The organism is Hymenobacter tenuis (genome assembly GCF_054780495.1).
On the sequence record NZ_BAAGWF010000004.1, the window covers coordinates 476,599 to 490,770 of the forward strand.

The 14,172-nt window shown below is 59.4% G+C and carries 9 protein-coding genes and 1 tRNA gene; 4 read left to right on the forward strand and 6 right to left on the reverse strand.

What is annotated here, in order from left to right; all coding sequences use genetic code 11:
* Positions 1–138: 138 nt before the first annotated feature.
* Together ACYVGU_RS15500 and ACYVGU_RS15505 are read left to right on the forward strand one after the other, a co-directional pair.
* Positions 139–213, forward strand: a tRNA-Val gene (locus tag ACYVGU_RS15500).
* Positions 214–325: 112 nt separating this feature from the next.
* The gene (locus ACYVGU_RS15505) at positions 326–1,234 is read left to right on the forward strand and encodes a histone deacetylase family protein (protein ID WP_460622797.1); all 909 of its coding nucleotides are present in this window, start codon (positions 326–328) and stop codon (positions 1,232–1,234) included.
* Between the two features lie 58 nt (positions 1,235–1,292).
* Here ACYVGU_RS15505 and ACYVGU_RS15510 read toward each other — a convergent pair whose 3' ends face one another.
* From ACYVGU_RS15510 to ACYVGU_RS15520, 3 genes are all read right to left on the reverse strand, one after another.
* Positions 1,293–2,009 carry a class I SAM-dependent methyltransferase gene (locus ACYVGU_RS15510; RefSeq protein WP_460622798.1) on the reverse strand — a complete coding sequence of 239 codons (717 nt, stop codon included), beginning with the start codon at positions 2,007–2,009 and terminating at the stop codon, positions 1,293–1,295.
* A gap of 63 nt (positions 2,010–2,072) precedes the next feature.
* Complete coding sequence (locus ACYVGU_RS15515) at positions 2,073–3,275, reverse strand: type III polyketide synthase (protein ID WP_460622799.1); 1,203 nt, start codon at positions 3,273–3,275, stop codon at positions 2,073–2,075.
* 145 nt (positions 3,276–3,420) lie between these two features.
* On the reverse strand, positions 3,421–4,539 hold the full coding sequence (locus ACYVGU_RS15520) for an NAD(P)/FAD-dependent oxidoreductase (protein WP_460622800.1): 1,119 nt from the start codon (positions 4,537–4,539) through the stop codon (positions 3,421–3,423).
* A 175-nt stretch (positions 4,540–4,714) separates the two neighbouring features.
* Between ACYVGU_RS15520 and ACYVGU_RS15525 the strand changes: the two genes are divergently transcribed.
* Positions 4,715–5,095, forward strand: coding sequence for a T9SS type A sorting domain-containing protein (locus tag ACYVGU_RS15525; RefSeq protein WP_460613567.1), 381 nt, complete (start codon positions 4,715–4,717; stop codon positions 5,093–5,095).
* Positions 5,096–5,485: 390 nt separating this feature from the next.
* On the opposite strand, the gene ACYVGU_RS15530 is transcribed toward ACYVGU_RS15525, so the two are convergent.
* Genes ACYVGU_RS15530 through ACYVGU_RS15540 form a run of 3 tightly spaced genes read right to left on the reverse strand, consistent with a single transcriptional unit; the run spans position 5,486 to position 11,582 of the window.
* A complete protein-coding gene (locus ACYVGU_RS15530; protein ID WP_460622801.1) occupies positions 5,486–6,562 on the reverse strand; it encodes a flavin-containing monooxygenase in 1,077 nt (358 codons plus the stop codon).
* Between the two features lie 51 nt (positions 6,563–6,613).
* A complete protein-coding gene (locus ACYVGU_RS15535) occupies positions 6,614–10,192 on the reverse strand; it encodes a PAS domain S-box protein (protein ID WP_460622802.1) in 3,579 nt (1,192 codons plus the stop codon).
* A gap of 19 nt (positions 10,193–10,211) precedes the next feature.
* Positions 10,212–11,582 carry a sigma-54-dependent transcriptional regulator gene (locus ACYVGU_RS15540; RefSeq protein ID WP_460622803.1) on the reverse strand — a complete coding sequence of 457 codons (1,371 nt, stop codon included), beginning with the start codon at positions 11,580–11,582 and terminating at the stop codon, positions 10,212–10,214.
* Between the two features lie 390 nt (positions 11,583–11,972).
* Between ACYVGU_RS15540 and ACYVGU_RS15545 the strand changes: the two genes are divergently transcribed.
* Positions 11,973–14,168, forward strand: a complete 2,196-nt coding sequence (locus ACYVGU_RS15545) for a T9SS type A sorting domain-containing protein (protein ID WP_460622804.1) — start codon at positions 11,973–11,975, stop codon at positions 14,166–14,168.
* Positions 14,169–14,172: the final 4 nt, after the last annotated feature.

A 14,172-nucleotide genomic window follows, 5' to 3' on the forward strand; every position in this document is an offset into this window, starting at 1 on the left:
GCCGCTATACTTACGGCGGCCCAGAAGGTTACAGCAGGACCACAGGTGAAGCAGAAATTTTATACCCGCCAGGCGATAAATCCTGCTAGCTAAGTTTTATCTTTGGCCCTTTACGGCCGCCGCCAGATGGTTTTGTCCGGGGTGTTAGCTCAGTTGGTTCAGAGCACTACCTCGACAAGGTAGGGGTCACTGGTTCGAGCCCAGTACGCCTCACTTACAAAACCGCCCGAATCCGAAGATAACCGCTTGCAAAGGCGGTTATTTTTGTGAGGTGCCAACTGGTTCCTGAGCTGTTTTGGCGGCTGCTGCGTAGGTTCGCTTGACTATGCTTTCAATTGCCTGGGCGCCCTTGTACGCCCACCCGCTGCCCGCCAACCACCGCTTCCCCATGCTCAAGTACGAGCTGTTGCCCGAGCAACTGCTCCGCGAAGGCATTGTACCGGAAAGTGCCTTTTTCCAGCCCGTACCGCCACCCGAAGTGGACATCGTCCGGGTACATGCTCCTGAGTACTACCAGCGCCTGTGCGCCGGCCAGCTTACCCGCCACGAGGAGCGCGCCACGGGGTTTCCGTGGAGTGAGGAGCTAGTACTGCGCGAAACTACCATTCTGGGTGGCACCCTAGAGTGCGCCCGTCGGGCCCTTCAGCACGGAGTAGCCCTGAATATTGCCGGCGGCACCCACCATGCGTTCCGGAGCCGGGGCGAAGGGTTTTGCTTGCTCAACGACCAGGCGGCGGCGGCGGCGTACCTGCTAGCCCAGCCGGAGCTAGGGGTGCAGCGGGTGCTTGTCGTGGATCTGGATGTGCACCAGGGCAATGGCACTGCCTCTATTTTCGAGGCGGAGCCGCGCGTGTTTACCTTCAGCATGCACGGGGCCCGCAACTACCCCCACCGCAAAGAGCAATCGGACCTCGACCTGCCCCTGCCCGACGGCGCCGACGACGCTACGTACCTGGGCCTGCTCCGCGACACGCTGCCGCGCCTGCTGGAAGAGCACCAACCCGACTTCGTGTTCTACCTCAGCGGCGTGGATGTGCTGGCCACCGATAAGCTGGGCCATCTCGGGCTCACGCGGGAAGGCTGCCGCCAGCGCGACCAGTTTGTGCTCGAAACCTGCCACCGCCACCAACTGCCGGTAGTAGTGTGCATGGGCGGGGGCTACTCTCCGCGCATTGCTGATATTGTAGATGCCCACGTCAACACCTTCCGCATCGCCGCCGATTTATGGAGCTAACTAAAGAATGAACAGTTTGAGGCACTTTAGGGCCTAGGTCTCCTGAGCTCACAAACTGTTACTTCAGCCTATCACTTATCACTACCTGCCACCGAAAGGCCCAGCGCCAGCGCAGCGTGTAGTGCGGCACACCGGCAGTAGCCAACAGATGTTGCCAGTCGGAGCGGGTAAAGGCGCGGGCTACGGAAAGGGGCGCATCATGCTGCACTAGGCGCGAGCCACCTAGCAAGCGCGTGAGCCACCGGATGCTGTAGTAGGCCAGCGGGTGTCGGTGCAGGTCGTTGATGATGACGGCCACGTGCGCCTGCTGGCTCCAATGGTGCAACATCCTAGTTAACTGCTCATCCGGGAAATGGTGGCAGAACAGGCTGGCGGTCAGGATGTCAAACGGCTGCTGCTGAAATGCCGGCGAGAAAATATCTGCTTGCTGAAAGCTGATTTCAGGATACTCACTGCTACGGCTGGCAGCATACTCCAGCATAAATGGGTTGGCATCAATACCGATAAGCTCCACGGCCACCCCCTGGCGGCGGGCCCAGCGGGCAATCTGGCGCAAGGTGTCACCGCCGCCGCTCCCTAAGTCAGCAAGCCGAAGCGGACGGGTTGTTGGGAATCGGGGGCGCAGCTGCTCCAGCGCATGCAATATGGGCGCATAGCCTCCCAGCCAGGTATTGATGGTTTCCAGCTCATCGAGGTTCTGGCGCAGCTCTTCCGAAGCCAGCGTCAGGTCATCCATTAGCTCTTCCTCCGTAGCTCGTACGCGAAAATCAGGCATGGGTAAGGGTGCACGGCATCAATGAGCGCCTATTGGGGCAAACGCACTGCGCTAACATCAGAATTACAGAGCCTCCGTGAAGTTTGCCGCATCTTGCGGTTGCCGCGTGGTGCGCTCCAAGGCATTTTTCTGCGGAATGGCTTTCTGTTTTTTGCCATCCCAGAGCACCGTGAGCAGCATAGCTTCTAGGGTAAGGCCGGGGCCAAAGGCAAAGCTCAGCACGGGGGCACTGGCATCAGCAGCAGACAGAGAAGCCAGCAGGTCGCGCAGCACAAACAGCACTGTGGCCGACGACATATTGCCGTATTCGCGCAGTACTTGGTACGCAAAGCGGTTATCGTGGGCGGTGAGCCCTAGGGCCTGCTCAATGGCTTCCAGAATTTTGCGCCCGCCCGGGTGAATGGCAAAGGCTTGAATGTCTTGTAGCGCTACGGGAAGTTCGGCCAGCAAATCCTGGGTGAGCCGCCCAATGCCCTGCTGAATCATGCGCGGCACATACGAGGAGAGCGTCATCTCAAACCCAAAGTTGTTGATGTGCCAAGCCATGTCTGCCTGTCCGTCGGGCTCCAGGCCGCAGTGGAAAGCCGTAAGCTCCAGGCAGGCACCGGTAGGGCGGGGGTGCCCCTGCACCAGCACAGCAGCTGCGCCATCGCCAAACAGGGCATTGGAAACCAAGTGGTCATCGGCTTGGCTTTTCTGGAAATGCAGGGTGCACAGCTCGGTGCACACAATCAGGACGCGCGCCTCAGCATCGGCCCGACAAAAAGCTGAGGCCAGTTTGAGTGCGTTTACGGCCGCGTAGCAGCCCATAAAGTTTACGCACGTGCGCTGCACATGGCCCGGCAGCCCGAGCGCGGCTACCAACTCAATATCCAGCCCAGGAGCGTACATGCCCGTGCAGCTCACCGTAATCAGGTGCGTGACGGAGCCAATTTTTACGTCGGGTAGTTGCTGCAAGCAATCGTGCACGGCCTGCACCGAAAGGGGCAGGGCGTGGCGGCGGTACTCGGCCATGCGCTGGCCCACTGACGGGAACGGTTCCAGGCCCGGCGTATTCGGGAAAAACTCGAATTCGCCATTGGCGCGGGCATAATCCGGAAGCACCGTAAAGCGCTGCCCAATGCCCGACACGCGGTAGAGGGCGCGGAGCTTGCGCGTGCCGGCCTCATCCAGCTCTAAGGCACTGGCCATGAAGTCGGCAATCTGAAGCTGCGGAATACGGTGGGGCGGGTTGGCTGTGCCAATGGCACACAGATAACTACTCATCAGCGCAGTTTACGCATAAAAGCAAGGTAGAAGGTTGTAATATTTCGTTGTTTGCTTGATTGTATTCGATTTAACAACCGGCGGGTTGGTTTCCGGTTCAGAGCCCAACGGAGGCTAGTAGGCCAAGTAGCTCGGGCGCAAAAAGTTAGAAAACGGCCCCATGCGTTTGGCGCATAAGGGCCTGCACTCCGCCCGGCCACAGCCGCAGGCCGTTCACCACGGCTTCGCTGAGCACCGGTTGTCCAAACAGGCGCTGTACTGCCCGCCCTACCCGCAGCCGGGCTCCAAAGTGCTGGTGCCAGTCGTGGTGGTAGGCGGTTTCGAGCGCGGGGCGGGCTAGTTGGCCATGCAGAAAGGCATCAATGCGCTGTGAAGCCAAGTGGGCGCCGTGCATGGCCATGGCCATGCCGTTGCCGCACAGCGGCGTAATCAGGCCGGCTGCATCGCCGCACAGTAGCACGTGGTCTTCCACGCAGGTTTTGGGCGCGAAGGATATTTCGTTGATAACCTCGGGTTGCGGATACAGCACTTCGGCGTGCTCCAGAATGTGGCGCAGGTGCGGGTTACGGGCCAGCACGTGCTCCTCTAGCTGCGGAATGGTGCCGTGGGCCTTCAAGTTGCGGCGCGTGGTGAGGTAGCAAAAGCAGTACTTGTCGTCTTCAATGGCCGAAATGCCCGCGTACCCATCAGAGAAGTTGTGCAGCGCAATCAGGTGGCGCGGCATGCTGGGGTAGCGCAAGTGATATTTCACGCCCAGGTAAGGCGAGCGTTGGGTGAAAAAAGCTCGCTGCAACTGGCGGTCGAGGGAGCTGCGCTTGCCATACGCCCCTAGTACTACCCGCGCCGTAAGCTGGCGGCCATCGGCCAGCGTTACGTGGTGCTGATCAGCGGCCGCGTCAAACGCGACGGCGGTGGCGGTGGTCTGCTGCAGCACGGTAACACCCGCCGCTACGGCGGCCTCCAGCAGAAAGGCATCGAGCAGGTAGCGACTGACGCCAAAGCCGCCCAGATCCAAAGGGGCCGACAGCACGCGGCCGGCCGGCGAGCTAATGTGCAGCTCCGAAATAGCGGCTGGCGCCAACGGAGCCGGATCAACCCCGAGGCGGCGCAGGTAGGGGAGGGCCTCGTTGGAAATATACTCGCCGCACACCCGATGAAATGGGTACTGCCGCCGCTCCAGCAGCGTCACGCTGTGGCCGCGCTGGCGTAGGTCTAGGGCCGCGCATAATCCACCCAGTCCGCCTCCAATAATGACAACGTCCAACTTATTTCATCGGATAAAAGCGTGAGAAAGAAGATAAAAGAGAGTCTTTTATCGAAGATGAGTTATATTCTGGCAACCTAAATAAAAAGCCTTGTTACTTTTGTTAACCTAAACCAATCCGCGTCGTTATTGTCTATTCTGTAACGACCTTCATGCTACTCCCCCACCGCTTTGTATGATGAAACTCCTACGCGTGTTGTTTTTGTGTGTTCCACTTGCTTTGGGACTGAGCGGCACTGTGCTGCCAGCCGAAGCGCAGCCCGGCAGTAAGCCTGCCGCCCCCACTCGCTTGACTACCAGCGAAGACAAAGCTTTGCTGGTGTATCCTAACCCGAGCACCGGTATTGTGCACATTGCCATCAATGGGTTTGAAGGCCGCAAGCTGGAGCTGCGCGTGCTCAACGTCATCGGGACGGTGATGTACCGCGAAACCCTGACCGAACTCAACGACCGGTACACCCGCACCCTCGATCTGAGCAAGTTTGCCAACGGCCTGTACTACGTGAAGCTGGAAGCCGACAATGCCAGCGAAATGCGCAAGCTGGTCATTCGCTAGGGCAACGCCTAGGCTCAACCTGATTTCCCTGATTTAAAAGAGCAGTGCTGTGGCTGCTCTTTTTTTGTGAGGCTACAGCCCCAATTACCCATAAAAAAGCACCTCTACCGTAGGTAGAGGTGCTTTACTATGAGAAGGCAGTATGCCCGAAAACTAGCGGCGGTTTTGAGCGCGCACCGGAATCGGCTTTAGCATTGCTTTCAGGTTGTTTACCGTGTCGAAACCGAGCAGGGCAGTAGCCAGCGCAATTCCGAGGAAAATCAGCAGCGTCATACAAAATAGGATTAAGAGAAAAGAAAACCTCGCACCCAGGAAAAGCCATGAAGCTCGGGCTGCCTGCGAAGTTGATACAAGTATAACCCCTAAGTGGGGTAGGTAGTTGCAGTATAATTATGTCCTTTTCAATAGTTTGTCTACTACATGTGCTGCATCGGCCGCAGCGCCACCCATAAGCGCCGAGCGGCGGCTGTGCAACCAAGGTAACCCCAGAAACGCTAGCCCCGGAACCGGGCTCAACCCCCGCTGGTGCCGAGGGTGCCCATCGGGGGTGAGGGCGCCGGGCACGTGCAGCCAGCCGTAGTCGGGCGCAAAGCCGGTTGCCCACACCACGGCCCCTAGGGGCGGTGTAGTTGCCTGCCGCCCTTTGATTTCAGCTTGGGAAGTAGCCGCCACGGCCCGGCCAATAAACTGAACGCTAGGCAGGCGCCGCAGCTTGTGCAAATCGGCGCTTACCACGGGCTCGGGCTGGCTGCGCATGTAGCGTCCCAGCCAAGTGTCGTGGCCGGCTTCCAGTATGCGGGTGGTCAGGAGCAGCGCCCACATGGCCGTGTTGTTAGGCATGGCCGGCGTTTTCTCATCGTAGGCCGCAAAAACCTGCCGGCCTGTAGCGGCTACATCAGCGGCAATCTGCAGGGCTGAGTTGCCGCTGCCTACCACGGCTACCGGCCCCGCAGCCGGCAGCTGACTGGGCCGCTGATACTGGCTGCTGTGCAGCTGCAGCACGCCGACGGGCAACTGGTAACTGAACTCTGGAATATGCGGCGCCGAATACGGGCCGGTACACACCACAACGTGGCGGCAGCTAAACTGACGGCCCGCCTCCGTCAGCACTAGGTAGCCATCGGCGGCAGGCTGCACCCTGATAACGCGCTGCCCGGTGCGTATGGGCAGCTGAAAATGAGCGGCATAGTCGTGCAGGTAAGCCGCCGCTTCCGCCTTGGTGGGGTAGCGGCGCGGGTTGCCTGGCCACGGCAAACCCGGCAGGTTACTAGCCCAAGCCGGCGAGAAAAGCCGCAACGAGTCATAGCGGGAGGCCCACACGTGGCCAACGGTGGGGCGCTCATCCAGCACAACAAACGGTACGCCGTGCTGCTGCAGGTAGTAGCCCGCTGCCAGCCCGGCTTGCCCGGCTCCTATAACCACAGTATCGAGTATTTCGGGAGAAGCCAGCTGGGGTTCAGTGTTCATGCTGCATACTACAACCGCGGCGCGGCTTTTCGGTTGGCGGCTACGCGGGGGCTAGTCCGGAAATTCCTGCTGCAGCTGCCGGATGGCCAGGTCCACAGTCTGCCGAACCACCTGCACCTGCTGCTCCAACTGGTTCCAGCTGGCGGTTTCGGGAGCGTAGGCGGCGGTTTCGATGGCGCGTAGTACGTCGCGCAGGGCCTCAATGTGCAGGCCATCCACGGAGCTTTTCAAATGGTGGGCCGCCGCGCCCAGCTGGGCCAAGTTGCGCTCCTGCAGGTGCTGCTCTAGCTCGGCCAGTGTGGGCGGAGTAGTGCTGATGAACAGGTGCGCCAGCCGCCGGATAAAGGCTTCGTCGTTGTTGGAGAATTTGCGCAAACTGCTCAAATCATACACGGCGGTATCCGCCGGCTCCGGGGAGGTTTCTGGCTGGTTAAGGGGTAGTGATTTTGGTGGTTCTGGAGAAAGGGTTTGCGTAGTTGCTGGGGGTAGCAACTCCTGCAGGAGGTGGAAAAGGGCTTCTTGGCGGAACGGCTTAGACAGGTAGGCATTGAGGCCGGCGGCCTGGTAGCGCTCCGCTTCCCCCTGCATGGCGTGGGCCGTGAGAGCCACTACCGGCGTGGCGGCCCGCGCCGGCTCCGGGTGCTCGCGGAGAAGGCGCGTGGCGGCCACCCCATCCATGCCGGGCATCTGAATGTCCATCAGCACTACATCATAGGCATGTTGCTGAAACAGTGCTACGGCCTCCGGGCCCGACGACGCGGTATCCACTACCATGCCCCACCCGCGCAACATGGCCTGCATCAGAAACTGATTGACGCGGTTGTCTTCCGTGAGCAGCACCCGGCGCCCACTGAGTGCCTGGTAGTTGGGGGCTGTCAGTTCTGGCGCCGGCGCCGGTGCCGCGGCCGAGCCAAATTGCAGGGTAAAGCGGAAGGTGCTGCCCTGGTGCAGGCGGCTTTCGGCGGTCAGCTCCCCGCCGAGCAGCTCTACTAGGCCCCGCGAAATGCTAAGCCCCAGGCCCGAGCCGCCGTACTCGCGGGCGGTGCTGGCCGAAGCCTGCGTGAAGGGCTCAAACAGCTGCTGCAACTGCCCATTGGAAATGCCAATGCCCGTATCCTCCACCGAAAACTGGTAGCGCGGTGCTTCGGTGGCCTGGCTTACCCAGCGGCAGGTGAGCAGCACTTCGCCAGTTTGCGTGAATTTGATGGCGTTGCTGAGCAGGTTCAGCAGCACCTGCCGCAGCCGGTATGGGTCGCCGAGTACCCAGATAGAGCCACCGTCTGAGGGAAGCTCCAGCCGCAGCCGGATGCCTTTTTCATCGGCCTTGGCTTGCAGAGCTTGGCCGCTGGCTTTCACCACTTCCTGCAGCTCAAATGGTACTGCCTCCACCCGCACGCGCCCGGCCCCAAGCTGGGCCATATCCAGAATATCGTTGATGACTACCAGCAGGTTTTCGGCCGAGTAGCGGATATGATGCAGGTATTGGTGCTGCTGCTCCGTCAGGGAAGTTTTGGCCAACAGCTCCGCCAGGCCCATAATGCCGTTCATCGGCGTCCGGATTTCGTGGCTCATGTTGGTCAGGAAGGTCTGGCGGGCCTGGGCGTTTTGCTCAGCTACCTCCTTGGCGCGCTGCAAGGCCAGCTCCGTCTGTTTCAGGGCAGTTATGTCGTTATCAACCCCTAGTACCTGCACGGTGCCGTCGGCCAGTACAAACGGGCGCTTCAGGATCTGGAACCAGCGCTGGTTGCCCCGGGCATCTGTAAAGGTATCTTCCAGGTCCATATCCTGTTGGGTGCTTAGGATCTGGTCGTCGAGGGCGCGGTGGCGGATAAGGTCCGGAAAGCGTTGCTGCAGCTCCCTGGCCGAGGTTTGTAGCAGGGCTTCGTTGGTGAGACAGTACAGCGCAGCCGTGGCCTGGTTGGCCAGCACATAATTGCCTCGGGCATCCTTGAGGTAAATCAAGTTGGGCACGGTATCAATCACCTGGCGAAACAGGCGGTTTTGCTCGGCCAAGCGGCGGGTGGCCGAGCGGCGCTGCTCATCAGCGGTTTTCCAGCGCGTGATATCCTCGCCGGAGCCTACCACTTGGGTTACGCGGCCCTGCGCATCGCGGGCAAAGGGGGTATTGCTGCTGCGCAGCCAGCGCAATGTGCCGTCGCGGTGGTAAAGGCTGTACTCCAGATGCAGAATTTGGCCATCGGCTAGGCCGGCTACGTCCTCAAAGTGCTTGCGCAGCCGGATGGCTTCGGGAGCGGGCATTATTTTCTCCAGCATTCGGTCGCCCATTTCCTGCAACTCCTGGTCGGTGTAGCCCAGCACTGTTTCAATAAACTGATTGCAGTACACGTTCGCTTCCTTCTCTATATCATAGATATAAATCAGGTTGGGCGTGGTTTCCGTAATGCGCTCCACAAACAGGCGGCTCTGGCGCAGCTCTTCCTCCGTCAGGCGCCGCTCCGTCACATCAGCCGCCGATACCACCATCTGCCACACCCGGCCGTTGGGCTGGCGGGTAAAACAGGTGCTCTTCAAACTCAGCCACCGCCACGAGCCATCCCGATGCTGCACCCGGTACTCGGAGCTCATCACTTCGCCATCCTGCATCACCAGCCGCTGGGGGCTTTTGGTAAGCGCCAGCAGGCGGTCATCGGGGTGGAGCAGGCGCTGGCCTAGCTCTGAGCCCATGGCCAGCACTTCCTCGGGAGCATAGCCCAGCAGCACCTCACTTTGCCGGTTACAATACTGAATGGTGTTGGTAAGCAGGTCGTAGATAAACACGATGGTGGGCACCGTGTCATTGATGCGGGCCGTGAACAGCTGGCTGCGCATGAGTTCGGCCTCGGCGCGGCGGCGGGCCGTGATATTGGTCAGGTACAGGTTGGCGCCTTCTTCCTCTGAGAGCGGGGCAATGGTCCAGAGGTAGAACTCACCGGCCAGCTGCTTGTCCACGGTTCGGGGCTCGCCGGAGGCTAGGGCCCGAGCAATTTCCCGCTGTATCAGCTGCCGGCAGTCGGCTTCGGTGGGCTGGTACAAGGCTTCCAGCACCGGCGCTGCGGCCGGGTTGGCATATTGGGACTCTGCGGCGCGGTTAAACCGGATAATGGGCTGGGGGCTTTGCTCCGCGAGGCGCGAAAGCTCCTGCACGCGCTCCTGCGCCTGCTGGCGCTCCGTTACATCCTCATAGCTCCAGATGTGCAGGCGCGTAGTGCCCTGCTGCACCACCGGCAGGTAATCCTGCTGCAGAATCATGCCGTTGCGCAGTCGCAGCAGCATGCCGCTCACGCGCTCCTGCTCGGCAATCAGGCGGGCATTCTGCTGTTCAGCGGCGGTGTGCTGGTGTAGCTTCGTGCGGCTTTCCTGCAACAGCAGTTCGGAGCGCTGACCCAGGTAGTACGCCGGCGGGTTTGCTAGGCCAAATAAGTCGCACAACCGCTGATTCAGCAGCGTTACCACATGGTCCTGGTCTTCGGCCAGGATGGCGGTGGTCATGGTATCGAGCAGGGCGGCAGCTTGCGCTGAGGCAGCTTGGGTTCGGCTTTTCAGCTCGGCCAGCTCCTGCTGCGCTTGCTGCCAAGCCATGCGCGTGTGCCGAAGCTGGCGCTCCAGATGACGGGTGCTGATAGAACTCATAGTATGGTCCGGTGCCAGGTCAGCGGATGCGGACCTCGTTGTTCTGTACCATACGGTAAATGGTAGACTTACCGATTTGTAGCTTGGCCGCTACCTGCAGAATATTGCCCTCGTGCATATCCAAGTAGCGCTGCACAATGGCCGCCGTTTGGAGGCGCAACGATTCATTAGCCAGCTCACCTCCCGCCTCGGACGCCATGGCCTGAGGGTGGCGTAGTGGCAGGTCGTGGGGCTGTATTTCGTCGTTTTCAGCCAATACGGCGGCTAGCTCCATCACGGCTTTCAACTCCCGCACATTGCCCGGGAAGGCGTAGTGCAGCAGCTTGTGCTCAGCCGCCGCCGAAAGCCGGCAGGCTGCCATGTTGTTTTGGGTACAGAAGTCCTGCAGAAACGTGTTAGCCAGCAGCAGAATATCCTGGCCGCGCTCGCGCAACGGCGGTAGCTGAATTGGGAGGCCCAGTAGCCGGTAGTACAAATCCTCGCGGAAACGGCCCTCTTGCACTTCCTGAGCTAGGTCGCGGTGGGTGGCTACCATCAGGCGGGCATCAAACGGAATGCGGGTGTTACTGCCCACACGCGTTACTTCCCGCTCTTGCAGCACGCGCAGCAGCTTGGCCTGCAGGCTGATATCGAGCTCAGCTACCTCATCCAGAAACAGGGTGCCCCGGTGCGCCTCCTCAAAGCGGCCGATGCGGCGGGCAATGGCGCCCGTAAAGGCGCCTTTCTCGTGCCCAAACAGCTCACTTTCTATCAGCTCGCGCGGAACTGCGGCCACGTTCACGGCCACAAATGCTCCGTTGCGCCGCTCTGAGCGGAAGTGAATAGCCTTGGCTACCAGTTCTTTGCCGGTGCCGGTTTCGCCGCTAATGGACACGGTGATGTTGGTGCGGGCCGCCTTTTCAATAAGGGTAAAGAGCTGCTTGATTTGCGGACTCTCGCCCAGGATGGCGCGCTTAGGGTCGTATTTCTGCCCGATTTGCTCGCGCAGGCGCGTGTTTTCCTGCCGCAGCTCTATCTGCTTGCGGATGTTGCCCACGGTGTTCCAGAGGCGGTCGGCGGTTTCCTCGTCTTTTACTAGGTAGTCGTAGGCGCCTTGGCGCAGCAAGCCGATGGCTGTGCGCACATCTTCCTGACCCGAAATGACAATGACGGCTACCTCCGGCAGGCGCTCTTTAATCTGGCGCAGCACCTGGTCGCCCTGGCCATCGGGCAAAGAGTAGTCCAGCGTGATGATATCGGGTTTGTCGGAAAGGTTATCAAGGCAGGCCTGCGCGGTTGTAAAGCGGCGGATGGTGTAATCGGGATTCTGGGCCAGCTTGTATTCCAGAAGCTCACCATACCACGCATTATCCTCGACAATAAAAATGCAAACAGGTAATAAAACGCTCATGGAAAAGTAGAAGAGGGATGCAGCAAGAATGATTCGTTCCAATCATAATTCCGGATACGGAGATACGGTTCATTGGAATATTCAATTCTTGGAAAGTAAGTTTTCAGAGGCCGTGAGGCAGAGGAATAGGGCGATACTGCGAGTATAAGCGGGAAATCCGGCTATACCAAACTTTCTCGTTTTAGGATTGGGAATCTCGGAATGGAACAATATATAGTTCTTATGATACTAATAAGTTGCTGATACTCAATAGTAAGTATTTATGGCAGCACAATGGCGACGGAATTGATAGGGTTGAGTTAGCTCATAACTATTTGTGAGTGACAGCTAACTATCTGCGCTATGAGGCTCTTTTACAGATTTTTACCTTCTTGCCTATTTGCATTTGCCGTGCTGCTCAGTTTGGGCCTGCAAACCGGTTGGGCCGCCAGTGCGCCCATCTACTCCAACACCGGCCCCAACGGAAGCCGTACCATCCGGACCTGCACCACTACCGAAGTGCCCATCACGGGCATTGAAATAACCACCTGCTTTGGGCGCGTCGACAGCTTGGAGCGCGTAAGCGACACCAACTTCAACTCGGGCGCAATAATGAATGTGCCCACTTCGCTAGTAAGCAGTTCGTTGCGTTTGCGCGTCGATTTGGCGTCAATGGCGCCGGCCAACTACCGGGCAGGCTTTGCGGTAGAGCGCATTGGTGGGGTGCTAAATTCGCTGCCCCTAAGCACTGCCAACGTGCTGATAGTGCGCACCTACTTGAAAAATGGCACTACCTCGGTGCTTCAGGAAGAAAAAGCCGTGGATGCCACGCTAGTCAAGGAATTACTAGGTAGTCAGAGTGGCAAAACCCGGATTGAGTTTCTGGCCACCAAACCCTTCGACCAACTGGAGCTGGAAGCGGCGTCATTGCTAAGCCTAAACTACAACCTAAAGGTTTACTACGGCTATGCCATTGATGCCAATGTAGTGGAAACGGCCCTGGGCTACGTATCGAGGTTTGCGGCGCCCACGTCCAGCAGCTACAGCACCAGCGTTAGCACCGATGGCCTGACGGTGTGCGTAAATTCAAACGTGAGCAACCCGCTCAACGCCGTTGACCAGAGCCTAACCAATTACGCCACCCTAGGCTCTCTGTTGGATGTAAGCTGCCCCACCACGTTTCAGACGCAGCTGGAAGGTGCGGCCCCGGCCGGCTACCACGCCGGGTTTGTGCTCGGCAGCAACACCGTGCTCGATGCCCGGGTGCTGGATGAGTTGAAGGTGACTACCTACCTAGGCGGTGTGGCGCAGGAGTCTGGCTCTGGTGCCGCCCTGCTCGACCTGAACGTGCTGCCCAACCAGCAGTACAACGTGAACTTTGCCACTACCAAGCCCTTTGATAGAGTTGAAATTCAGCGCACCAGCCTGGCGAGTGTAACCGACGACCTGCGCCTGTATTACGGATTTGGAGTAGAGCCGCGCGTATTTGAAGATCAGGCACCGCTGCTTTCGGAGTTTGTTGATCCGGCCGGTAACTTTCAGGTCAACAACAGCCTGGCTTGTATTGGCTGCTCCGTCACGAACCCCGGCAATGCCGCCGACCAGGACGTGACCACCAACTACGCCACCATCAAAACGGCGCTAGCGTTGGGCGGCACCACCCGCCTGAAGCTCCGCCTCGATGGGGCCGGCCGGGCCGGCAATGTGGCGGGCGCCGTGCTAGGCCTTGCTTCCGGCTTACTTGATGTGAATCTGCTCTCTAACATCAGAATCAACACTTACTCAGGCGGAACCGGTACGGGTTCTGCTGGTACCGATGGCAGCGTGCTGGTAGAAAGTGCTTCTGGTAGCTCATTTCTAAAGCTGGAGCTGCTCGCCGATGGCCGTCAGGAGGTTTCCTTCCTAACCACCCGCGACTTCGACTGGGTTGAAATTGAAATTGACAACGGCGTAGCTCTGCTCAACAATACGCAGGTGTACTACGGCTTTGCCGAAGACCGGCCCGTAGGCTTCCCAACCACCATCAATCGGCCTGCTCCGCTGCCTGTTCAGTTGGTTGCCTTCACGGCCCGAACTAGCGGTACGAGTGTGGTGCTACACTGGCAGACCGCAGCGGAGCTCAACAGCAGTCACTTCCTGGTGGAGCGCGCCATCGGTACCAAGTCTGAGTTCAAGGCAATAGGGCGCCTAGTAGCGGCTGGCAACTCCACCGGGGCCCGGCACTACACCCTGCGCGACGCAGATGCCTCCGCTGTACGCTCGGCAGTACTGTACTACCGGTTGCGACAGGTGGACCTAGACGGAAAAGAGACTTTCTCGGAGGTAGTCGTGGTGCAGCCTGCTCCGCAGGGCCCGGCCCTAACGGTGTTCCCGAGCCCTGCTTCCGCTACCGAGGTAGTCCGGGCCGAATGGCAGGGCCTGCCCGCCGGAGCTTATCAGTTGATGCTTTACAACATGCAGGGGCGCTTGGTAAGCCAGCAAACAGTTAGCGGCAGTGACGCCGCACTAGCTACCTCGGCGCTGCCAACTGGCTTGTACCAGGTAGTGCTCGTGAATAATGCGGGGCAGCAAGTGGCGGCGCAGCGCCTGCTGGTGCAAGGCCGCTAGGTAG

Coding starts and splice junctions, on each gene's coding strand:
- ACYVGU_RS15535 (WP_460622802.1), bottom strand. CDS start 10,192: ATGAGTTCTATCAGCACCCGTCATCTGGAGCGCCAGCTTCGGCACACG.
- ACYVGU_RS15530 (WP_460622801.1), bottom strand. CDS start 6,562: ATGAACACTGAACCCCAGCTGGCTTCTCCCGAAATACTCGATACTGTG.
- ACYVGU_RS15510 (WP_460622798.1), bottom strand. CDS start 2,009: ATGCCTGATTTTCGCGTACGAGCTACGGAGGAAGAGCTAATGGATGAC.
- ACYVGU_RS15505 (WP_460622797.1), top strand. CDS start 326: ATGCTTTCAATTGCCTGGGCGCCCTTGTACGCCCACCCGCTGCCCGCC.
- ACYVGU_RS15515 (WP_460622799.1), bottom strand. CDS start 3,275: ATGAGTAGTTATCTGTGTGCCATTGGCACAGCCAACCCGCCCCACCGT.
- ACYVGU_RS15525 (WP_460613567.1), top strand. CDS start 4,715: ATGATGAAACTCCTACGCGTGTTGTTTTTGTGTGTTCCACTTGCTTTG.
- ACYVGU_RS15540 (WP_460622803.1), bottom strand. CDS start 11,582: ATGAGCGTTTTATTACCTGTTTGCATTTTTATTGTCGAGGATAATGCG.